The sequence below is a fragment of the Streptomyces sp. NPDC047022 genome (assembly GCF_040644155.1).
Classification (GTDB): domain Bacteria; phylum Actinomycetota; class Actinomycetes; order Streptomycetales; family Streptomycetaceae; genus Streptomyces.
In genome coordinates this window covers 85,242-107,466 of sequence record NZ_JBEYVV010000008.1, presented here as the reverse complement: position 1 = coordinate 107,466, position 22,225 = coordinate 85,242, and the positions used below count along the sequence as shown (strand labels likewise).

Annotated in this window: 17 protein-coding genes; 5 read left to right on the top strand and 12 right to left on the bottom strand. The window is 69.9% G+C overall.

Features of this window, described 5'->3' with window-relative positions; all coding sequences use genetic code 11:
• The first annotated feature begins 181 nt into the window (after positions 1-181).
• The gene (locus ABZ845_RS11880) at positions 182-3,052 is read left to right on the top strand and encodes a TIGR03767 family metallophosphoesterase (protein ID WP_360976665.1); all 2,871 of its coding nucleotides are present in this window, start codon (positions 182-184) and stop codon (positions 3,050-3,052) included.
• Positions 3,053-3,195: 143 nt separating this feature from the next.
• Here ABZ845_RS11880 and ABZ845_RS11875 read toward each other — a convergent pair whose 3' ends face one another.
• From ABZ845_RS11875 to ABZ845_RS11825, 11 genes are all read right to left on the bottom strand, one after another.
• Positions 3,196-3,762, bottom strand: a complete 567-nt coding sequence (locus ABZ845_RS11875) for a TetR/AcrR family transcriptional regulator (protein ID WP_360976662.1) — start codon at positions 3,760-3,762, stop codon at positions 3,196-3,198.
• Positions 3,759-4,121 carry a DUF1304 domain-containing protein gene (locus ABZ845_RS11870; RefSeq protein ID WP_360976942.1) on the bottom strand — a complete coding sequence of 121 codons (363 nt, stop codon included), beginning with the start codon at positions 4,119-4,121 and terminating at the stop codon, positions 3,759-3,761. The genes ABZ845_RS11875 and ABZ845_RS11870 overlap by 4 nt, the downstream gene beginning before the upstream one ends.
• Before the next feature lie 161 nt (positions 4,122-4,282).
• Positions 4,283-5,230 carry a 3-hydroxyacyl-CoA dehydrogenase NAD-binding domain-containing protein gene (locus ABZ845_RS11865; protein WP_360976659.1) on the bottom strand — a complete coding sequence of 316 codons (948 nt, stop codon included), beginning with the start codon at positions 5,228-5,230 and terminating at the stop codon, positions 4,283-4,285.
• Positions 5,231-5,260: 30 nt separating this feature from the next.
• The gene (locus ABZ845_RS11860; RefSeq protein ID WP_360976656.1) at positions 5,261-5,998 is read right to left on the bottom strand and encodes an acetoacetate decarboxylase; all 738 of its coding nucleotides are present in this window, start codon (positions 5,996-5,998) and stop codon (positions 5,261-5,263) included.
• 112 nt (positions 5,999-6,110) lie between these two features.
• Complete coding sequence (locus ABZ845_RS11855) at positions 6,111-6,893, bottom strand: crotonase/enoyl-CoA hydratase family protein (protein WP_360976653.1); 783 nt, start codon at positions 6,891-6,893, stop codon at positions 6,111-6,113.
• 71 nt (positions 6,894-6,964) lie between these two features.
• Positions 6,965-8,182: a CoA transferase gene (locus ABZ845_RS11850; RefSeq protein WP_360976650.1), complete on the bottom strand. Its 1,218-nt coding sequence runs from the start codon at positions 8,180-8,182 to the stop codon at positions 6,965-6,967.
• Positions 8,183-8,265: 83 nt separating this feature from the next.
• A complete protein-coding gene (locus ABZ845_RS11845) occupies positions 8,266-9,549 on the bottom strand; it encodes an acyl-CoA dehydrogenase family protein (protein WP_360976647.1) in 1,284 nt (427 codons plus the stop codon).
• A 215-nt stretch (positions 9,550-9,764) separates the two neighbouring features.
• On the bottom strand, positions 9,765-10,433 hold the full coding sequence (locus ABZ845_RS11840; protein ID WP_360976644.1) for a response regulator transcription factor: 669 nt from the start codon (positions 10,431-10,433) through the stop codon (positions 9,765-9,767).
• A complete protein-coding gene (locus tag ABZ845_RS11835) occupies positions 10,430-11,722 on the bottom strand; it encodes a histidine kinase (protein ID WP_360976641.1) in 1,293 nt (430 codons plus the stop codon). The genes ABZ845_RS11840 and ABZ845_RS11835 overlap by 4 nt, the downstream gene beginning before the upstream one ends.
• 35 nt (positions 11,723-11,757) lie before the next feature.
• The gene (locus ABZ845_RS11830) at positions 11,758-12,609 is read right to left on the bottom strand and encodes an ABC transporter permease (protein WP_360976638.1); all 852 of its coding nucleotides are present in this window, start codon (positions 12,607-12,609) and stop codon (positions 11,758-11,760) included.
• The gene (locus ABZ845_RS11825) at positions 12,606-13,544 is read right to left on the bottom strand and encodes an ATP-binding cassette domain-containing protein (protein WP_360976635.1); all 939 of its coding nucleotides are present in this window, start codon (positions 13,542-13,544) and stop codon (positions 12,606-12,608) included. The genes ABZ845_RS11830 and ABZ845_RS11825 overlap by 4 nt, the downstream gene beginning before the upstream one ends.
• A gap of 370 nt (positions 13,545-13,914) precedes the next feature.
• Between ABZ845_RS11825 and ABZ845_RS11820 the strand changes: the two genes are divergently transcribed.
• The 4 genes from ABZ845_RS11820 (at position 13,915) to ABZ845_RS11805 (ending at position 20,379) form a co-directional block, all read left to right on the top strand.
• Positions 13,915-14,745: a hypothetical protein gene (locus ABZ845_RS11820; protein WP_360976632.1), complete on the top strand. Its 831-nt coding sequence runs from the start codon at positions 13,915-13,917 to the stop codon at positions 14,743-14,745.
• A gap of 115 nt (positions 14,746-14,860) precedes the next feature.
• A complete protein-coding gene (locus ABZ845_RS11815) occupies positions 14,861-15,277 on the top strand; it encodes a hypothetical protein (protein ID WP_360976629.1) in 417 nt (138 codons plus the stop codon).
• Between the two features lie 80 nt (positions 15,278-15,357).
• On the top strand, positions 15,358-19,860 hold the full coding sequence (locus ABZ845_RS11810; protein ID WP_360976626.1) for a caspase family protein: 4,503 nt from the start codon (positions 15,358-15,360) through the stop codon (positions 19,858-19,860).
• Between the two features lie 216 nt (positions 19,861-20,076).
• Complete coding sequence (locus ABZ845_RS11805; RefSeq protein ID WP_360976623.1) at positions 20,077-20,379, top strand: hypothetical protein; 303 nt, start codon at positions 20,077-20,079, stop codon at positions 20,377-20,379.
• A gap of 109 nt (positions 20,380-20,488) precedes the next feature.
• Here ABZ845_RS11805 and ABZ845_RS11800 read toward each other — a convergent pair whose 3' ends face one another.
• The gene (locus tag ABZ845_RS11800) at positions 20,489-21,781 is read right to left on the bottom strand and encodes a hypothetical protein (RefSeq protein WP_360976620.1); all 1,293 of its coding nucleotides are present in this window, start codon (positions 21,779-21,781) and stop codon (positions 20,489-20,491) included.
• Positions 21,782-22,225: the final 444 nt, after the last annotated feature.

Here is a 22,225-nt window from a genome sequence, read left to right as displayed (position 1 = left end):
AGGGGAAGTGCCCGGCGACCGGACGAGAACCGCGACGCCGTGGCCGCAACGGCCGACGCGCCGCACCGGCCACCCCGGCACCGGCCCGGCCTCGGGGGTCGTGACAAGCCCTTGGAACAAGGCGGAACGGCATGGAACGCCACAGGGGAAGACGTGTTCGACATTTTCTGGGAGACATGACGTGGATATCTCGCGAAGAAGGCTACTGACGACGACCGGTGCGGCTGTGGCGGCGGCAGCCATCGACGTGGGCGGCGTTCGCGCCGCCGCCGAAGCCGCGACCTCGATGGGCGACGGCAGGGCTTCCGCCACGGCGGCCGATCTCGCATCCGCCGCGCCGGCGGTGCCGGTGGTCACCACGTGGGACCGGACGGTCCAGCGGGCGAGCTACGCCCAGGGCGCGGGCTACCAGCGGCTCGTCGCCGGGCCGGGGGAGCCGCACGTCATCCGTACCGACCTCTGGTCCCAGCCCAGCCCTCCGACGATGGCGCTGGCGGCGTTCGCGCAGATGACCGACCTGCACATCGTGGACGACCAGTCGCCGGCCCGCCTCGAGTTCATGGACCGCTACGCCGACGCCGGTGCCCCGCACTACGCCTCATACCCCACCGACTCGGCCTACCGGGGGCACGAGTTCCTGTCGACGCAGGTCGTCGACGCGATGTGCCAGGCCCTTGCCGGGATCGGCAACGGCCCACGGAGCAAGATGCCGCTGCAGTTCACCATCGTCACCGGTGACGCGGTCGACAACTGCCAGCACAACGAGAACCGCTGGTACATCGACCTGCTCGACGGCGGCCAGAGCATCGTCCCGGACTCCGGAAGCATCGGCCTGGACCAGAGCTTCTCCAGCGGCGCCCTGACCAACGGCGGCACCGGGGACAACCACTACTACTACCCGTCGGTCCCGCCACCGCGGGTACCGGACAACGAGTACACCGGCACCTCCGGCCTCGGATTCCCCTATGTCCCTGGGCTGTTGGACGCGACCGGTGTGGTGGGGGCGGCCCGTCGGCCGTTCGTCTCCCACGGTCTGGGCATGCCCTGGTACGCCGCGTACGGCAACCACGACGGCCTGTGGCAGGGGAACGAGCCCATCGACAACAACCTTGTCGACGTGCGGGGCATGGCGATCGGCTCGTCCAAGACCACGGGCACCTCCGCCCATCTGCCGGACAACTACAGCGACCTCGGCACATTCGGCAAGCTGATGGTCGCCTGGGAGCTGGAGGGGACCCGCGTCGTGGCGGATCCGGGCCGGCGGCTGCTCTCGCGCAGGGCCTTCATCCAGGACCATTTCAACACAGCGGGCCTGCCGGTCGGTCACGGATTCCAGGGTGTCGGGATCGACAAGGCCTACTACGCGATCCCTTCCGGCACGAACGACCTGATCCGCTACATCACCCTGGACTCCACCAACACCAACACCGACGGCTTCGGCTCCGGCGGCGCGGGCGGGTCGGTCGACACCGACCAGCTCAACTGGCTGGAGCAGCAGCTCAGGGCCAACAGCTCACGCTACATCGACACCCACAACCGCATCGTCACGCAGGGTGGTGTGCAGGACAAGATGTACGTCATCTTCTGCCACCACACTCTCAACACCATGGACAACCTCGACGACGGCATCCTCGGCGGCATCTTCGGGGACCGCCACACCGGAGACGAGCTCAAGGCGCTGTTGCTGCGCTACCCGAACGTGATCGCGATGGTCAACGGACACACTCACGCCAACAAGATCATCCCCCACCCGACACCGGCATCCAGCCCGATCCACGGTGGATTCTGGGAGATCTCCACGGCCTCGCACATCGACTGGCCGATCCAGAGCAGAATCGTCGAGATCATGGCGAGCCCCGAGGCGCAGAACGCGGGAGAGTTCGGCTCCGCCGCCGGGCCCGCCACCATCTCGATCTTCACCACCATGGTCGACCCCGCCGCACCCCTCTCCTTCGGCGGTGACACCAGCACCACCGCGCAATTGGCCTCCCTGGCAAGGGAGCTGGCCACCAACGACCCGCAGGAGGTGAGCCGCGGCATCACCAACCGCATGGGCGTCGACCAGGACCGCAACACACAACTCCTTCTGCCTGCCCCCTTCCCGCTGCACGCTCCGCACCCGCTCGGTTCCCCGATCGCCGTGGCCCGCAACCTGGACGGGCGGCTGGAGCTCTTCGGTACGGACTCACAGGGCAACCTCTGGAACACCAGTCAGCGGACTGCCGGCGGCGACCTGGGGCCCTGGAGGAAGCTCGCCGGAGGGCCGGGGTGGCAGTCCGTCACCGCCGGCAGCCATCAGGACGGCAGGGTCACGGTGTTCGCCATCGACCGCGACGGCTTCGTCACCCGCCGCGCGCAGACCAGCGCGGGCAGCGGCACCTACACGGCGCCCCAGCAGTTCGACAGCAACTTCAGCTCGGCGGCAGCGGTCCAGGACGTGTGGGGCGGCATGCAGGTCTACGCGACCCGCGGCGACAACACCATCCACCACCGCTGGCAGGACTTCCTCAACGACGACACCGGTTCGAACGGATGGTTCACCCCGTGGACCCAGCTCGGCGGCACCGCGATCCAACTCTGCGTCGAGACCGGCTCCGACGGGCGCGGCGTGCTGGTCGCCATCAAGGAGGACGGCAGCCTCATCCAGCGCAGGATGAACGTCCGCAATGCGCAGACGGAGAGTGAGTGGGGCGGGGTGCTGCCGCTCGACGGCATCCTCGACTCCATCGACATGACCCGGAACCTCGACGGACGCCTGGCGATCTTCGGCACCAACCCCGACGGGCAGCTCTTCCGGCGCTTCGAGACCGGCCCCGCCAGTGGGGAATGGCAGCCCTGGGCCCAGATCCCGGCACAGATCGGTACGACCACCCTGAGGGTGCGCCATATCGCCGCCGAGCGCAGCGGACCCGGGAGGATCGAACTGTTCGCCGTCGACGACACGGGCACGCTCTACCACTGCGAGCAGGCCGACCCCAACAGCACCGACTGGTCCGCCTGGGAGGCCTGCCAAGTCCACCTGCGCTCCACCCACACCTTCGTCGGGCTGTGAAGGCGCGGCAGCGCGGAACCCGCTCAAAGCCCCGGGCCGCGCTGTTCCCGCACGGGCGGGCGGCGTCTGTAGGGTTCCAGGCGTCTGCCGGCACGATGGCTCGCGATGCGCCGGGAGAGCTCCTGCGGGCGCCGACGCGCTCGTCAGGGCAGGGGAGTGCGGTGCAGGTTGATGAGCAGGCGCCAGATTCGCTGCGCGATCTGGGTGGGGGTGGCCTGGATGAGGCCGTGCAGCCAGTCGGCGAGAACCCCGGCGAAGGTCGCGGCCACGGCCGAGGCGACCAGGTCCGGCTCCGGCGCACCGACGAGGGCGCGCTCGGTGCGGCTGCGGGCGCGGAGCTCCTCGTGGAGCAGATGGCCGAGCGGGCCCCTGCCCCCAACGCTCAGCAGTTCCCGGTAGAGCCCGGCATGCGAGGCGAGACGGTCGAAGAAGGAAAGCAGCGCGGGTGGAGGGGTCTCGGGATCGACTGTGCCGCGCCATGCGTGGAGGGCGTCCACGGCTTCGCGGACGATCTCGGCGCAGACGTCGACGCCGAGAGCCTCCAGGTCGGCGTAGTGGAGGTAGAACGTGGCGCGGCCGACTCCTGCCCGGCGCACCAGGGCGGCGACGCTGACCTCTGCCAGCGGGCGTTCGGCGCACTCCTCCAGCAGGGCCCGGCCCAGCTTGGCTCGCGTCCGTGCCGTACGGGGATCTGCGTGGGGGGCAGTCACGGGGCCAGCGCAACGGCCGCGAGGGCCAGCGCCCCGGGCGCGGCCTGGGCGACGAGGATCCGCCGGTTGGTGGTGAGTCCGCCGTACAGCCCGGCGATGAGTACGCAGGCGAGGAAGAAGACCTGAACCCGGAAACCGGTCGGATTCTCCGAGATCAGACCCCAGATGAGCCCGGCGGCCAGGAACCCGTTGTAGAGGCCCTGGTTCGCGGCGAGCGGGGCGGTGGAACGGGCCATGGCCGCATCGAAGCCGGTGAGTTGACGACCCGGCTTCCTCTCCCAGAGGAACATCTCCAGGACCAGGAAGTATGCGTGCAACGCGGCCACCAGCCCCACCAGCACGTTCGCAAGCGTCTCCATCGGGGTACCCCACTCCTCGAATCTCATGGACAACTGTCTATAATATATGGGCACCTGTCCATGAGATGAAGAGGGTCGGCGGTCACCGCCGCCTCGTCCGCCGTACGCCTGCACCAGCGGCCCGGTGTGGATGAAGAAGAGCAACACCGAGCACGCGTGACTCACTCGTCGAGGGCGCGCATTACCTTGAGTTGCGCCCTGTCCCGCGCGGACTGCAGCTCCTCGAAGCTCGCGCCGAAGCGGGCCTGAGCAGAGAGCAACTTCACGGTGGGCTCATCGAGTCGGGGGGTACCGAGGTCACGCCACCGGGTCTCCAGGGCGGGACCGAAGTGCTGCAGGAAGGCGGGCAGGCCGCCGGGGCCACCGCCGAGGTGGAAGCTGCGGAACGGGCCGGCGACCGCCCACCGCAGGCCGATGGAGGACGTGACGATCTCGTCCAGCTCCTCCTCGGTCACCACGCCCTGGACCACGAGGTTGATCGCCTCACGGAAGAGCGCGGACTGCAGCCGGTTGGCGACAAAACCCGGCACCTCCTTGCGCAGCACGCGCGGCTTCTTGCCGAGCGCCGTGTAGAAGTCGACGGCGCGCCGCACGGCTGCCGGATCGGTCTGCTCGCCCCCGACGACCTCCACCAGCGGAACGAGGTACGGCGGGTTGAAGGGATGGCCGATGACGAGCCGTCCGGGCTGCCGCAGCGCCTCGGCGATGTCGGTGGCGCGGATGCCGGACGTGGAGCTGAGCAGCAACGCGTCGGCCGGAGCGGCACGCTCGATGCGGCTGAACAAGTCCCGCTTGACGTCCAGGCGTTCGGGACCGTTCTCCTGGACGACGTCCGCGCTCGCGACCGCCCGCTCGAGGTCGGCCTCGAAGCGCAGATCACGGTCCAGGCCGTCGGTCGGCAGGCCGAGCGCGCGCAGGGCGGGGACCGCCTCGTCCAGCTGGGCGTGCACCTGCTTCTCGACTTCGGAGGCCGGGTCACTGATGGTGACGGTCATCCCCTTGGCGAGGAACAGGGCGGCCCACGAGGCGCCGATGACCCCTGCCCCGACGACCGTGACGTTCTGCCAGGGCCCCGCGGCAAGGCCGGAGGCGGCGGAATTGTCGTTCATGATGGCTCCTCCTGTGGTGCGCCGCGGAGCTCACCGGGCGAGGTAGTCGTGGACCACCGCGGGCGGCGGCAGGGTGAGGTCGGTCAGGACGTGGTTCGCGGAGAGGACCTCCAGGACCGGGAGGTCCGCCATGGGCGCCAGGGCGTGCTGAAAGAGCTGCAGCCGGGCCGGGCCCGTCCAGGCCCCTTTGACGGTGATGTCCTCGATCTGGAACCGGACCAGTTCACAGATGCGCGGCTCGCCGGTGTATCCGGGGAGCTTCTTCAGCATGAAGGTGGGACAGCAGATCTCTTCGCGCGCACCGTCCATGTCGATCCGGGCGTGCTTGTAACCCATGGTGGCGGTGGCGACCCGCAGTGATCCGTAGTCGAGGGTGCCGACCAGGGTGTCGGAGTCGACCGCCAGGCGTGGAGCGCCGAGCTTCTTGGGGTAGGCGCTGATCTCACGGCCGCTGGCGATGGCCGGCAGGCTGTCCACGTACATCGCCAGGACGTACTCGCCGCGCTCCCCCTCGTACTCCACCGAGAGCACCTGGCCGGACTCCGTGTAGTCGCCCAGCCCCGTGGTGTCGGGCATCCGCATGATCTCGAAGCGCACCGTCGGCTCGGCGACCCGCAGGGGCTCCGGGACGAGGCGTTCCAGCACCTGCGGGTCGGTTCGATAGGTGATGGTGAAGTACTCACGATCGGTGAAGCGGTACGGGCCGTCGGGGTAGGCCGGAACGTCCAAGGGGGTGGTGAGCCGCTGCGTCACATCCTGGGAGCGCACGTGACCAGCTCCTCTCGTGTCGGGGCAGGAGCGCTGAACCCCGTGCGCCACCGGCGGCCCCGGGGCATGGCTGAACCGCCGGGATCCGCAGGGGCCGGGCGACGGGCATGGGTCAGCGGCCCTGCCAGTGGGGTGAGCGCTTCTCGGCGAAGGCGCGGGCGCCTTCCTTCGCGTCCATGGAGGCGAGTACGGGGGTGACGTACGGGTCCTGTTCGCGCAGGGCGTCCGTGTCGCGGAACGCCGTCCGCTCGTTGACGACGCGTTTGACGGCCGTGATGGCGAGCGGGGCGTTGCGCGCGATGCGGTGGGCGAGCTCCAGGGCCTGGGTGAGAGCCTCCCCCGGCTCCGTGAGGTGGTTGACGAGGCCGAGCTGCTCGGCGCGCGCGGCGGGCAGCGGGACTCCGGTGAGCAGGAGCTCCAGGGCTATGTTGCGGGGGATGCGCTCGGGCAGCCGCACCATGCCGCCCTCCGGGGGCACGATGCCGTAGTGGACCTCGGTCTGGCCGAAGGTGGCGTCCCGGGCGGCGACGATCATGTCGCAGGCGAGCGCCAACTCCGTGCCGCCGCCCAGCGCGTAGCCCTCGACGGCCGCGATGAGCGGAGTCTCGATGTCGATGCGGGTGATCCCGCCGAAGCCCCGTCCTTCGATGACGGGTATGTCGCCCTTCGCGAAGGCCTTGAGGTCCATACCGGCGCTGAAGACGCCGCCCGCTCCGGTGAGGATGCCGACCACGAGGTCGTCGCGTGCCTCGAGGTTGTCGATGGCGGCGGCGAGCGCGCGTGCCGTGGCTCCGTCGATGGCGTTGCGGGCCCCCGGCCGGTCGATGGTGATCACGCAGATACCGCCGTCGCGTTCCTCGGTGCGCACCGCTTGGGTATCCATGGCCTCGGTCATGATGGCGGTTCCCTTCTCCCTCCCCCTGGGTCGTGTCCGGCCCCCTGCGTCGTGTCCGGGCGGCTGTGTGCTCAGTCGACCACCTCCGCCCCGCGCAGTTCCGCGATCGCGGCATCGTCGTAGCCGAGTTCGCGCAGCACCGCGTCGGTGTGTTCGCCCAGGTCGGGGGCGGGGCGCGCCGGGACCTTGCGTTCCTGGTCCAGCCGCACGGGGCTGTCGACGGTCAGATGCGGCTCGGCGCTGCCGTCCTCGATGGGGACGAGGATGCGGTTGGCCATGAGCTGGGGATCGTGGGCGAACTCGTCGATCGTCTGGGCGACGCCGTAGGTGAGCCCGGCTGCGTCGAGCACCTCGCGCCACTCGGCGAGCGTCCGGGTCGCGAAGTTCTTGTCGAGCAGGATCGCGATCTCGGCCGCGTGGGCGCGGCGGCTCGAGGTGTCGGCATAGTCCGGGTTCCGGGCCGCCTCGGGGTGGCCGATGGCCTGGAGGAACAGCGGGACCTGCTTGTCCTCGTTGGCGAAGGCCAGCAGCAGCCAGCGGTCGTCCGCCGTGCGGTAGGCGTTGGCGAGCGCGTTCGGCGGGTCGGTCCGGTCGGCCGGCCGGGGGGCCTTGCCGCCGACGAGCGCGGCCTGCACCCACATGCTCGCCGCCCAGGCACCCTCGGCGATCAGTGACGCCGTGACACGGGCGCCCTCGCCGGTCCTCTCCCGCCGGTACAGCGCGGTCATGATTCCGGCGTACAGGCTGACGGCCGTCGGGTGGTCGCCCGAGCCGAACGCGTTCATGGCGGGCGCCCCGTCGCGCCGGCGCGTGTAGTCCATCAGGCCGCTGCGTGCCCAGTACGCGGTCACGTCGAACCCGGGCAGGTGGGCGTCCTCGCCTTCCTCGCCGAAGCCGGTGACGTCGCCGTAGATCAGCCGGGGGTTGAGGGGGGCCAGGTCGTCGTAGTCCAGGCCCAGCCTGGACCGGGTGCTCGGCGGGAAGTTGGTCACCAGCACGTCGGCCCATTTCACCAGGCGTTCCAACACAGGTTTGGCGCCTGGTGACTTGAGGTTGAGGGCGATGCTGCGCTTGTTGCGGTTGTCGAGCTGCCAGGGGTAATTGACCCCGTCGACACGGGGGTTGGGGGGCATACGGCTGAGCGCGCGGTAGGCGTCGCCGGTGCGGGGTGGTTCGACCTTGACGACGTCGGCGCCGAAGTCACCGAGAATCGTGGCCGCGGCGGGAGCGGCGATGAAACTGGCGATGTCGACGACGCGCAGCCCCTCCAGCAGGTGCGTGTCCGCCATGACAGGTCCTTTCTCGACAGGGCCCCGCGAGCGACGCCGCCGGCCGCCCCCACGACCGGGGCGTCACACGCCCGACCGGCGGGTCATTGGCTCGAGGCCGGCGCCGGTGCCGCGGGCACGAAGGCGTTGTAGCCGGTGATGTCGCGGCCGACGATCAACGCCTGCACGGTGTCGGTGCCCTCGTAGGTGTCGATGGCCTCGATGTCGCATGTGTGCCGGGCCACGTGGTAGTCGAGGATGATCCCGTTGCCGCCGAGCATGTCGCGGGCGTCGGAGAGGATGGCGCGTGCCCGCTCGGTGTAGTGCATCTTGGCGAGCGACACCCGCGGCATCGAGTACTTGCCCTCGTCCATCAACTGGGCGAGCCGAAGGCTCATGCACACCATGTCGGTGACGTCCGCCAGCATTCGCGCCAGCCGGTACTGGATGAGCTGGAAGGAGGCCAGCGGCATCCCGAACTGCTTGCGCTCCTTTGCGTACGCGAGCGCGGTCTCGTAGCCCGCGATGGCCGCGCCGACCGACTCCCAGGCCACCCAGTACCGCGAGGGCAGGAGAACCTTCTCGGTGTCCCGGAAGGTATGGCTGTCGGCCAGCCTGTTCTCGGCAGGCACCCGGACGTCCTTGAGGGAGATCTGGGCGTTCTGCACGCATCGCAGCGCCGTCTTGCCCGTGATGGCCTTGGCGTCGAACCCCGGGGTGCCCTTCTCGACCACGTAGCCGCCGACGTGACCGTCGTCCCCACGAGCCCAGATGATCGTGTAGTCGGCGAAGGTGGCGTTGCCGATCCACCGCTTGTAGCCGTTCAGCACGTATGAGTCACCGTCCCGGCGGGCTTCCGTCTGGAGCTTGACCGCGTCCGTGCCGTGCGCGGGCTCGGTCAGGCCGAAAGCACCGATCTTCTCCAACCGCGCCATGGGCGGCAGGAACCGCTGCTTCTGCTCCTCCGAGCCCAGCAGGGCGATGGAGTTCATGGCCAGGGCCGAGTGGACGCCCATGAACGTGGACATGCTCAGGTCGCCACGGGCCATCTCCATGCTCACGATCCCGGCGGTCACATTGCTCATCCCTGGACAGCCGTAGCCGGGGATCTGGAGGCCGGCGATCCGCAGGTCCGCCAGCTTGGGCACCAGCTCGTGCGGGAACTCGGCGCGCTCCCAGTAGGGGTTGATGACAGGGATGACCTCCCGGTCCATGAACTCCCGGACCTCACGCCTCAGCAACTGCTGCGCCTCCGTGAGGAGCTCTCCCAGCAGGTAGTAGTCGGTCTCCTCGGGGCCGCCCAGCACCGGCGGCTGCACGACCTGTCCGTTCCCGGTCGCGCCCACGGCACCCAGGACGCCCTCGCCCATACCTCGTGTCGCGCTCATGTGCTGCGCTCCTTCCGTGCTGCGGAGGTCGGATCGCGTGTGGTCGCGTCCATGAGGACAACGCTAGAAGCCGACCCGGAAGGCGGACATCAGGCGCATAGCACCATATTCGGATGAAAATTGATACTCACAGCCTGTTTGTCCTGTTACGGGCGTATGGGCGCTCCATGGAAAACCCCTGACTCCTCCGTGCCCTGCCGCTGTACCGGTCGGGCTCAGCCCCCCTGAGGCCGGGCCAGGCCGTGGTCGTAGGCGAAGATCACCGCCTGGATGCGGTCGCGGGCGCCGATCTTGGACAGAACGCGGCCGACATGGGTCTTCACCGTGGACTCGGACAGGACGAAGTGGCCGGCGATTTCGCCATTGCTCCAGCCCTTGCCGATGGCGACGAGGATCTCGCGCTCCCGGTCGGTGAGGGAGCTCAGTCTCGGGTCCTCGGCGGAGCCGTCACCGCACGGCGGCACGAGACGAGCGAACTCGTGGAGAAGGCGGCGGGTGAGGGCGGGGGCGATCACCGCATCTCCGACGGCCACCGCGCGGATGCCTGCCAGGAGTTCCTCGGGGCGGGCGTCCTTGAGGAGGAAGCCGCTGGCACCGGCGCGCAGAGCCGCGTACACGTACTCGTCGATGTCGAAGGTGGTCAGGACGAGGACGCGGGAGCGGTCGCCGGCGGCGACGATCAGGCGGGTGGCCTCGATGCCGTCCATGCCGGGCATTCGTACGTCCATGAGGACGACGTCGGGACGGAGTTCGGCGGCCTTGCGCACGGCCTCGGCTCCGTGCGCGGCCTCGCCGACCACCTCCGTCTCGGGCACGGAGTCGAGGAGCATGCGGAAGCCGTACCGCTGGAGCGGCTGGTCGTCCACGACAAGCACGGTGGTCACCGGGCACCGTCCTGGGGGGTGAGGTCGAGATCGGCCCGTACCGTCCAGCCGGCGCCCGCGGGGTTCGCGCTGACGTGCCCTCCGAAGAGCGCCGCTCGTTCTCGCATGCCCACCAATCCGTGTCCTTCCTCGTTCGCCGTGCGGGGACGGCCGGCCGGGGTGGGCGGGCCGGAGTCCTGGACGGTGATGGTCAGCCGCGTGTCCTCCACGACGATCGCCAGGTTCGCATGAGCACCGGCACCGGCGTGTTTCAAGGTGTTCGTCAGGGCCTCTTGCACGATGCGGTAGACCGTCAGCTGCACGCCGCTGTCCAGGGCGTCGATGTCTCCGGCGGTACGGTAGACGACCTCCAGACCGGCGGCGCGTACGCCCTCGCACAGCGCGTCGATGTCCGTGAGACCGGGCTGCGGACTCAGCTCGGGCTCGTCCGGCGCACCGTCCGCCTCGCGCAGTACGCCGAGCACCCGCCGCAGTTCGCTCAGGGCCTGGCGACCGGTGTCGCCGATGAGGTGCAGGGCCTCCTTTCCCCGCTCCGGGGCGGCGGCAGTGGCGTAGGCGCCCGCGTCGGCGAGCGTGATGATGACGGACAGGTTGTGGCCGACGATGTCGTGCATCTCGCGGGCCACTCGTGCCCGTTCGGCGGCGACGGCAAGTCTGCCGCGCTGGTCGCGTTCGATCTCCAGCCGTGTCGCACGGTCCCGCAGCCCGGCCAGCTGAGCTCGCCGGATGCGGATCACCAGGCCGAGCGCGAGGGCGGCGGTCGCCGTGCTGAGCAGGAAGAAGAGAGCGTCCCAGACCGACACTGCCGTCGAGACCCGCGCCGCGACCAGGCTCAGCGCACCCGCTGTCACCCCGCAGGCCCAGGGAAGGTGCCGCAGCCGGCCGTGCAGGGCCAGGCTGTACAGGGCGACGAACAGGGCGACGTCCGCACGCAGTGCGGCGCCGAGCGCCCACTGGAGGACGAACACGGCCGTGACAGCGCTCAAGGCCACTGCGGGCGCCCGTCGCCGCCACATCAGCGGCAGCACGAGCCCCGCCTGCAGGGCCAGCATGCCCGCCACGGGCAACTGGGTGAACGCCACGCGGGAGTGGCGTGGGCCGTCGCCGTCCCCGCCGATCACGCCTACCGCGTGCAGCAGGTCCGGCAGACAGAACAGCAGGAAGACCAGGAACACCACCGCGGTGTCCAGCACCCATGGGCGGGCCCGGTCGGCTTGCCTGAGCCGCTGGCCCGCCCGGCCGAGCCGGGCGACCAGCGGCCCCATCCCGCTGAGATCTTCGGTGGTCACGGAGGTCACCCGACCATGATGCGGGTCGCCGCTGCTCAGACGTCGCTGCGCAGCAGCCGGTACGCGGCTCCGGCCAGCGCCAGTGCTGTCCAGCCGAGGAAGACCAGGAGTCCGGCGCCCGGCGACAGGGCGGTCGAGTCATGGGTCAGGGCGAAGATCGACTCGCCTGCGTGGCTGGGGAGGTAGGGGTCGATGTTGCCCTGCCACGAGCTGGGCAGCAGGGAGATGAGCCCGGGTACGAGCATGAGGGCTGCGACCAGGACCGAGATACCGCCGGCCACGGACCGCAGCAGCGCGCCCAGCGCGGCGCCGATCACGCCGACCAGGCCGAGGTAGAGCCCGGCGCCCAGGAGGCTGCGGACGACGCCGGCATGGCCGAGGGTCATGGCGGCGGGCGTGCCGGAGACGATCTGGCTTCCGACGAGGAAGGCGACGAATGCGCCGACGGTCGCGATGACCAGTGCGACCAGCCCGTACACCGACGCCTTGGACCACAGCACGGGCAGCCGGCGCGGCACCGCGGCCAGGGTCGAGCGGATCATGCCGGTGGAGTACTCGCCCGCCGTGACCAGCACCCCGAGCACACCGAGTGCGAGCTGCGCGAAGTTCGTGCCGAAGAGGGACAGGCTCGCCGCGGTCGCGGTGGCGAAGTCCCGGTCCATGTGCCGGCCGGAGTCGAGATTCGACTTGTAGTGGCTCGCGGCGATGACGCCGAAGGCAATGAGGAACAGCAGGCCCAGGCCGAGGGTGATCCAGGTGGAACGCAGGGACCAGAGCTTGGCCCACTCCGAGGCCAGTACGCGCCGCCCGGTCACCCGGTAGACGGGCCGTGCCGGCGCGGTCCGGTCGGTCTCGGGGGTCTCGGGGGTTGCCGTGAGGGTGCTCATGCCGCGCTCCCGGAGGTCTCGGTGCCGGTCGTTGAGCCGTGGTACTCCACGGCGTCCTTGGTCAGTTCCATGAATGCCTCCTCCAGCGACACCGCCTTCGTGGTCAGCTCGAACAGCGGGATGCCGTGCTCGGCCGCCTTCAGCCCGATCTCGCGGGCGGACATCCCGGTCACCTGCAGTTCCTCGGAGCCGATGCGGCCGGTGATCTCCACGCCCGGCCCGGCCAGCACGTCCCGCAGCCGCGCGGGGTCCTCCGTGGCCACCTTCACGTTGTCGCTGCCCGCCTCGCGGACCAGGTCCTGCACGGTCGTGTCCGCCAGCAGCCGGCCACGCCCGACGATGATCAGATGATCCGCGACGAGGGACACCTCGCTCATCAGATGCGAGGAGACGAACACCGTGCGCCCCTCGGCCGCGAGGGAGGTAAGCAGGTTCCGGATCCAGAGGACGCCCTCGGGGTCCAGTCCGTTGACGGGCTCGTCCAGCATCACGGTCTGCGGATCGCCGAGCAGGGCGGCCGCGATGCCGAGCCGCTGCCCCATGCCGAGGGAGAAGGCACCGGCCCGCTTCTTCGCGACGCTGCCGAGACCGGCCAGTTCGATGACCTCGTCGACCCGGCGGCCCGGAATGCCGTGGGTCAGCGCGAGCGCCCGGAGGTGGTTGTAGGCCGAGCGGCCCGGGTGGATCGACTTCGCCTCCAGCAGCGCCCCGACCTCTTGCAGCGGTGCCTTGTGACGGGCGTAGCGCTGGCCGTTCACCGTGACGGAACCGCTCGTGGGAGCGTCCAGCCCGACAATCATGCGCATCGTCGTGGACTTGCCCGCGCCGTTGGGCCCCAGGAAGCCGGTCACCGTGCCGGGCTTCACACTGAAGTCCAGCCCGTCGACGGCTGTCTTCTCCCCGTACCTCTTGGTGAGCTGCTGTGCCTCGATCATTCGGTCCTCTCCTTCGCACTGCGGCACCCGAAAGGCGTGACGCCTCCTCCGTCGAAAACGCTAAGCCGGTGATCCGCCGGATCCGGTGGTACCGGGGGGTGAACAGCGGCGGCCGGGTAGTACCGCGGTACTAGAGCTACAAGACCGTAGCGAGGATCACGGCCGGGAAGAATACGCTGGTCACGGCGTTGCCGAGGCCCAGGCCGCCGTCGCCGCCGGGTGAGCCGAGCCAGTCGCCCGGGTTGACGCCGAGCGGGCGGGTGCTGATGCTGTGGACCGGCAGGGGTCCGCTCGCGGGCGGACCGGAACGCAACCCTAGGCCGTCTACAGTCTTGTAGACAAGCGTAATCCTGATCCGTAGGGTGACCGCGTGACTTCGATAGCTCGTCATGCCCATTCGGGCACTGCCGCAGGCGTCTTGCGAGGCGCGGTTCGCGTTCCCGGAATCATCACCGCCTTCTGGATAGCCAAGGGATTGTCGACGGCCCTGGGAGAGGGGGCCTCGGACTATCTCGTCCAAGCCATGGCGCCGCAGCTCGCAGTGGTGCTCGGATTCGTCGCCTTCCTCGTCGCGCTCGTGGTCCAGTTCCGTCAGGCCCGCTACCGGGCGTGGACGTACTGGTTCGCCGTCGCCATGGTCGGCATCTTCGGGACCATGGCAGCTGACGTGATGCACGTCGCCCTGGGCGTGCCCTACAGCGTCTCCAGCGCGCTGTACGCGGTGCTGCTGCTGACCGTGTTCTGGCTGTGGCGGCGCACCGAGGGCACCCTGTCGATCCACACCATCGACTCCCCGCGCCGTGAGGCGTTCTACTGGGCGACAGTGGTCGCCACCTTCGCCATGGGCACCGCGCTGGGCGACTTCACCGCCTTCACCCTGCACCTGGGCTACTTCACTTCCGCAGCCGTGTTCGCGGTACTGATCCTCATCCCGGCGGTGGGGTACCGCTGGCTGCGCTGGAATCCGGTGTTCTGCTTCTGGGCCGCCTACGTCATCACCCGCCCGCTCGGCGCGTCGGTCGCCGACGGGCTGGGCAAGCCCCGCTCCGCCGGAGGCCTCGGCCTCGGCGACGGGCCGGTGGCTCTGGTCCTGCTTGCCCTCATCGTGCTGATCGTCGCCTACCTGGCGGTGACCAAAGCGGACGTCCAGCGTGTGCACGAGCCCGCCGCCGCACAGAAGTCGACCGCCGCGCACGGATAGCGGGCAGCACTTCATCGGGCGCGGGGTGCGAGGGACGTGGGCCAAGGAGAGCCCGCGCACCCTCCTTGCCCTGGCCCGCACCGGAACGCGTCACGAGAGTGCGGCTCCTGGCGGCGTGAAGGCAGGGCGGCTCGTGGGCCGCCCGGCCTTCGGCGAAGGGGCGGGTCAGGCGAGGTGGTCGGCCACCAGCGCAGCGTCGTTACGGGAGTGGCTCATCGCCGACGATTCACTGCGGGGACGGGTACGACTGGTAGCGGGGGCGCCGGGGGAGGGCGCGCTCGGCAGTGGGATGGATGCCCTGGCGGTGGCCCTGGGGAACGGCGGGGCCTTCACGGTGTTCGCGACGGTCGCGGTGACGTGGCTCAAGCGGCGGTCGGGCCGGATGGCCGTGAAGATCGTCAGGGCCGACGGCTCGGTGGTGGAGATCAGTTCGGACCTGGTGCGGCCTCAGACCGCGCAGGAACTGCGGGAGACGGCCGAGCGCTTGGCGCGGGAACTCGGTGCCGCCCAGGAAGGGACGGAAAGCGCATGACGTCGCCTGGCTTATCGAACCGGCCGACCGCGCTCAGTTCAAAGGGTTCCCGTGCCTTGATCGTTGGCTCGGGTCATCACGTGCCGGGTTCGCTGCTGCCCGACGTGCCGGCCGTCGAGGCGACCGTGAGCGCGCTGGGCCGGACTCTGGTGGAGCTGTGCGGCCTGCGACCGGAGCACCTGCGCTCCCTCACCGACCCCGAGGACCCGCTCGTCCTGGGTACCGCCCTGACCGAGGTGGCCGGGGACGCCACCGACGTCCTGCTGCTGTACTACGTGGGCCACGGTCTGGTCAGCTCCGGCAACGAGCTGTACCTGGCGACACAGGCGACCGACGACCTGGTGACCGGGCTGTCGTACAAGGCGCTGCCGTATCAGGCCGTCCGCGACGTCCTCAGCGAGTGTCGCGCCCGCTCGGTCGTGGTGGTGCTCGACTGCTGCTTCGCCGGGCGCGCCCGCGGCGCGTTCGGCACCGCAGCCACCCATGCCTTCGAGCTCGCCTCGCTGGGCGGGACGTATGTGCTGGCCTCGGCGTCGGCCGATGAGCAGGCCCTCGCCCCGGTCGGGGCGCAGTACACGGCCTTCACCGGCGAGCTGCTGTCCTTCCTGCGCGAGGGTGTCCCCGCGGGGCCGCCGGATCTGACGGTCGAGGACGCTTACCGGCACTTACGACGTGCGCTGCCCGGTCAGGGCATGCCGGAGCCGCACCGGCACCTCAGCGACCGCGCGGGCGAGCTGGTGCTGGCCCGCAATCCGGCGGCCGCCCCGCCGCGAGTGCCGGGCCGGGAGCCGGGGCCGGAACAGGAAGGGCCCGAACCGCCGTGCCCGTACCGGGGTCTGCGCTCCTTCACCGCCGACGACGCCGCGTACTACTTCGGCCGGGAGAAGCTGGTCGGCGAGGTGCTGCGGAAGATGTCGGAGTGGTCCGACAACGGCGGCCCGGTCGCTGTCGTCGGGCCGTCCGGCGCGGGCAAGTCCTCGCTGCTGCACGCCGGGCTCGTGCCGGCGATCCGACGCGGAGAGCTGCGCGTCACCGGATCGGAGACGTGGCCGCACATGTCGCTGACCCCCGGGGAACATCCGCTGACCACTCTGGCCAGGCGGCTCGCCCATGATGCCGGGATGCCTGAGGAGGCGCTCGCCGCGCGGCTGCGCGAGCACCCGGGAGAGCTGTCCGCCCTGGTCAGGAAGGCACTGGGCCGAGGGGACGGGGACGACGGCCGGCTGCTGGTGCTGGTGGACCAGTTCGAGGAGCTGTTCACCCAGTGCGCCGACGAGGGCGAGCGCCGCGCCTTCATCGAGGCGCTGTGCTCGGTCAGCGGACCGGACGGCTCCCGGCCCGCGGCGGCCATGGTGGTGGTCGCGGTGCGTGCCGACTTCTACAGTCGCTGCCTGGCCTACCCGGAACTGGCCCCGACCTTTCGTCAGTACCAGGTGCCAGTGGTGCCGATGACCCCCGACGAACTGCGGGACGCGATCGAGCGCCCCGCCGCGGTGGCCGGATACCGGCTGGAGGAGGGTCTGAGCGGGCTCGTCCTGCGCGATCTGCGGGTCGGCGGGGACCGGCAGGAGCCCACCGAGTCCGGTTTCCTCCCCCTGCTCTCGTATGCCCTGGAGCAGACCTGGGTGCACCGCGACGGCCGCGATCTGCTCATCAGACGGTACGAGGCGAGTGGTGGCGTGTGGAATGCCGTCACCCGGGAGGCCGACCTCGTATACGAAGGGCTCGACCCCGGCGGTCGCCGTGCTGCCCGGCTTCTGCTCCTGCGAATGGTGCACGTCGGCAGCGACTTCGAGGACACCCGGCGGCGAGTGGACCTGACCGAGCTGGCCGAGGGCCGCCCGGAAGCCGAGGCGGCACACATCGCGGCTGCCTCGGACGCGCTGACCGACGCGCGGCTGATCACTGTGGACGGCCGCACCGCCCAGATCGCCCACGAGGCCCTCGTGCGCTCATGGCCGCGGCTGAGGGGGTGGATCGACGAGGACCGGCGCGGGCTGCTGATACACCGGCAGCTGACCGTCGCAGCGCGCGAGTGGGACAGCACCCACGACCGTACGGTCCTGTACGGCGGCCCGCGCCTGGCCGAGGCCCGCGAGTGGTTCGCCGCGCCCGGCCACCGCGCTGAACTCACCCCCTCCGAACAGCGCTTCCTGGCGCGGAGCGTGCGCAGCCGGCGACTGCGCAGAGCAGCGGTGGTGGCAGGCATCGGCGTACTGGTGGCCGCCCTGCTCAGCGGCCTGATCGCCGTGCGGCAGAGCCAGGTGGCGGCCGACCGGGCGGACGCGATCGCGTCCCGGCAACTGGCGCTGCTCGCCGACTCACTGCGCGACGGCGACCCCGCGACGGCCCTCGATCTGAGCCTGGCCGCCTACGACATCTCTCCCACCTCCGAGGCCGGCGCCAGCGTGCTGCACTCGTATGTGACGGCGGCTCCTGTCACCCTGAACGGGCTCAAGGAGCGAGTGTTCAATGTGGCCTACAGCGGTGGCGGCCACGTCCTTGCCGCCGCCGCCAAGGACCGAACGGTACGGCTGTGGGACGTCTCCGACCCCAACCGGCCGGTCACCCGCGGAGTCATCCACACCGATGGGCTCGCGGCCATCGCCTACCGGCCCGGTGGGAAGACGCTCGCCGTGCAGACAGAGCGCTCGCTGACCCTGTGGGACGTGACCGATCCGGCCCATCCGGTCTCCACGGCGCATCGGACGAGCCCGGCGATCCGCCCGCCCGCCATCGCCTTCAGCCCGGACGGGTCGCTGCTCGCCGTGGCGGACGCGCACGGGGTCGTCCACCTGTGGGACACGGCCTCCACCGCCCGCCCGACACGACTCCCGCAGGTGACGGCCGGCGCGGCAGACGTGCATGCCGTCGCCTTCGCGCCCAAGGGCAGGACGCTCGCCGTCGGCACCGCGGCGACCGGGAGGGGCCGCGGCACCAGCAGGGTCACACTGTGGGCCCTCGACGGTCACGGCCGGACGGGCAAGGCCCCGACGGCCACCTTGCGCGCCGACTCCGTCGAGAGCCTGGCCTTCAACCCGCAGGGCACTCTGCTCGCCGCCGGCGGGGTACTGGGCGCCATGGCGGTGTGGGACACCACCAGAATCGACCGGCCCGCCGCCAGGAGCGTGGAAGAGTTCTCGGAGGACGGCCGGGCCGCCATCCTGTCGATCTCCTTCAAGCCGGACGGCAAGGCGTTCCTTGCCGCTGACGCGACCGGAACGGTCGAACAGTGGGAGGTCTCCGGGGACGCCGGCCCCCCGGACACCCGGCGGATCGACGTCTACACCAGCTATCCCACCAGACTGCCCGTGTACGCGGTCGCCTACAGCCCCGACGGCTCCACCTTCGTGAGCGGCGGCGACCAAGGTTCGGTGGGACTCTGGACCACGGCGACCCCGCCCGCGCTGCCGGGCGACGTCGACACCGAAGGCTCGGACACACCTGGCACGGCGTTCAGCCCCGACGGACGGCTGCTCGCGGTCTCGGCACTCACGGGCCCGCCGGACCGCACCCAGATCTGGAACGTCAAGGACCCCCATCACCCCGTGGTCTCCTACTCGTTCCCGCAGGAGTGGGCATCCGCCCACTTCATCGGTGACGGAAGGACACTGATCACCCAGAACAGGGACCGGAGCAAGGTCGCCCTGTGGGACGTGCACGACCCCCGGCAGCCAAGGCAGGAGTCGCACTTCGCGGTCGTCGGCAACGCAACGGTCTCCAACGACGGACGGACGCTGGCGGTGGGCGCCTCGGATCGCCCCCTCGTGGCCGTCTACGACATCACCGACCCTGGTCGGCCCCGGCCCGGCCACGGGATCACGGTTCAGGACAATCGCCGGTTCTCGCAGCTTTACACACACTTGCTGAACAACCACTGGCTGCTGGTCTGGGACGACACGGGGGCGAACCTGTGGGACATCGGCCGCATTGCCACGCCGCAGCACCTGTTCAAGTTCGATGAGCCATCGAACATCGGCGGCCTCGCGTACAACGACAAGACGCATCTTCTGGCCATGTGGGACATCCAAGGCTCCCTGTTCATGTGGAACCTGACGGACCCCCGGCATTGGAAGCCGACTTCCCGGGGCGGAATCTCGGCAAAAGTGCAGAGTGCCGCCTTCATCGACAAAGATACGCTCGCCGTGTCGACTTCCAATGACTCCAGCATCGCGTTGTGGAACGTCGGCGACACCGCCGCCGAACCGCAGCGGATCGGGGTGGTCACCGGAGACGGCAAGCTGTCGTCCTTCTCGCTCAGCCCCGACCGTCGTACCCTGGCCGAGCAGCCGGCCTCCGGGCAGGCGCACATATGGGACGTCGGGAACCCCGCGCATCCCTCGGACCAAGGCGCGCTGCCGGACCCGTACGCGAATGCAGGCGAGTTCAGCCCCGACGGCCGGACGCTGGCCATGACGTCAAACCGGTTGCCCGGCGGCGGAGAAGGCATCTGGCTCACCGACTACAAGGCCGAGAACGCATACCGCTACCTCTGCTCCCTCGGCCCACACCCGATCAAACCGAAGACCTGGGATCAGGTGGTCGGCCGGATCCACCCCTACCGTCAGCCATGCGGCGGCTGACCGGGGCCTCGGGCGGCATGTCGGCTTCTTCATCGCCCGTCCCTGGGGAACCGAATCCGGGGTCGGCGCACATCCCTGTCCGCATCTGCGCGCCCTCGCGGTGCGGTGCACGCGGCGGAAGCATGGGGCTGTGCGTCGTCGGTGCTCACGGCCGGGTGTGGTGTGAGCGCGGCGGCGGCACGCGATGGAGCCTCAACTCAGGGAGGGGATGTCCGCATGGCTGTGGTGCTGTCGATGCGGTGGGACGGGGTCACCCCGGAGCAGTACGAAGCGGTTCGCGACCTGGTGCGGTGGGAGGAGCACTGGGCGGAGGGAAGTGTGCTGCACGTGGCGTGGTTCGAGGGCGGGGCATTGCGCGTCGTCGATGTGTGGGACAGCCAGGAGCACTTCGAACACTTCATGCGGGACCGGTTGGAGGCCGGTGTGGCGAAGGCGGGGATCACGGGGGCGCCGGAAGTGGCGTTCTGGCCGCTTCACCGGCGCATGGTGGCTCCCGGAGTCACGGGCGCCGCCTCCTAGTTGTGACCACCAGTCGGTGCGGGGGACGGGATCGTGCCTCCCGCGCGGGCCTCGCCCCGACGACGAAGTCGTCGGGGCACTCGATCCGCTCCGGCCGGGGCGGATCACCTCAGTGTTCGCGGCACCGGAGCTCTCGTCGCCCGTGACATCGCTTCGGCTTGCGGTGATGGTGCTTTCCGTGGTTCCTTTCCGCCTTGTTCTTGAAGGTGCACACGACGGAGGGGCCGGGCGTGGCCGCTGCTGGAAGGGTGAGCGTGAAAGAGTCCCCCTTGCCATGTGCGATGACGGTGCCGCTCGGCTTCTCGACGCAGGTGTAGCTGGTTCTGTAGTTGTCGAGGTCACCGCTGACGGCGGTCTCGGTGAAGGTGTACGTGGTGCCCGCGTGACCGATCGCCGGACCGGCGATGACAGGTTGCAGCCCGGTGGTCTTGCCCGTTGTGGTGGCTGTGGTCGGCGGCAGGTCGTCACCGGTGATCGAGAGCATGAACTGGTCCCTGCGCTCGGCGCGTTTGACGATGTCCTTCTGCAGCGTCAGGGACGGGTTCAGGGAACAGGCTCCCAGGTCGACGAGAGGCTGGCCTGTCGCACTGTGCGGGGTCGGGCCGGCGATGACGGCACCGGTGTTCGGGTTGACCTCCTCCAGATAACTGTTCGGGTCGGACGGCTGGGTGAAATTGAGGAACAGGTTTCCGGAGTTGTCGAAGGCGATGCCGTTGAACTGGAAGCCGTTCACGGTCTGCAGCAGCTTTCCCTGCAGCGGCGTTCCGGTGGCCGATCCCGTGGTCGGGAGCGGTCCGGGCACCACTGTGATGCCCGCGGTCGTCGTGGTCCCTCCGAGGAGGTACAGGTTTCCGGCGGCGTCGAAGGCGATGTCGCCGTTGAAGCCTCCCGGGATGGGCAGGGGCACCGTGGCGATGATGCCTGGAATGGCGGTGTTCGTCGCGGTGTCGAAGCCGTAGATCAAGGCCGTCCCGGAGGAGTAGTCGGCGTAGTAGTAGATGCCGTTCGCCGGGTCCACCGCCCCTGCGATGAGATTCTGGTTGGGGCCGGCGGTACCGGTGTAGGTCGTCCAGGTCTGTGTCAGGGGGTTGTACGCGTAGAGGGGGACGGTCGTGTCGCTGGGCCCCGTCAACTGGTGCACCGTGTAGGCGGCGGCGCCTCCCGGAGAGATCCCCAGCGCATTCGGTACGGTCTCGCCCGGGAGCGTGGCGACCGGCGTGTCGAGGACCGTGGCCGAATTGATGGTGGTCGTGTCGACGGCGTACAGCACGCTGTCGGTGTCGCCGCGCTGGATGGCGTAGATGGTTCCGTTGGTGCACGCCAGGGGGCTGCCCTGTCCGGGTACCTGAGCCGGCGCGGCCAGGGCCGACCCGGTCGACATCATCAGCGCGAGCGCGGGCACCACCCCCAGGATTGCCCACGCAGTTCTACCGGCTCGATCCGCGAGCCCGAACACCCGCGGACGTTTCCAGATCCTCATCGATTGCCTGCCTTCTGCCAGGGACGGCGTCATTGATCCCGTCGGCCGCGTCGCTGTGCCATGGCAGCAGATATGGGGGCTCAGCACGTTCCTTCGACATCTCACCCATTGCCGGAATCCCTCTTTCGGCCCATCGCGCAAGGTCCGGCAATCGGAGGGCGACTCCCACTCGACGGGGTTCCGGCAAGAGTCAGGGGCGCTGCCCGCGGCCGAGTGCGCGGGCGCCCGCCCCTCAGCGGGTGGCACTGGGCGTGTTGTCGTTGTGTCGGCTGGTAACGGCTGACGCCGGCAGGTAACACTGCGACGGTCTCAACGGCACACATCCGTGTGACGGAGTGCAGGACCCCGTGATCCAGGGAGTGCATG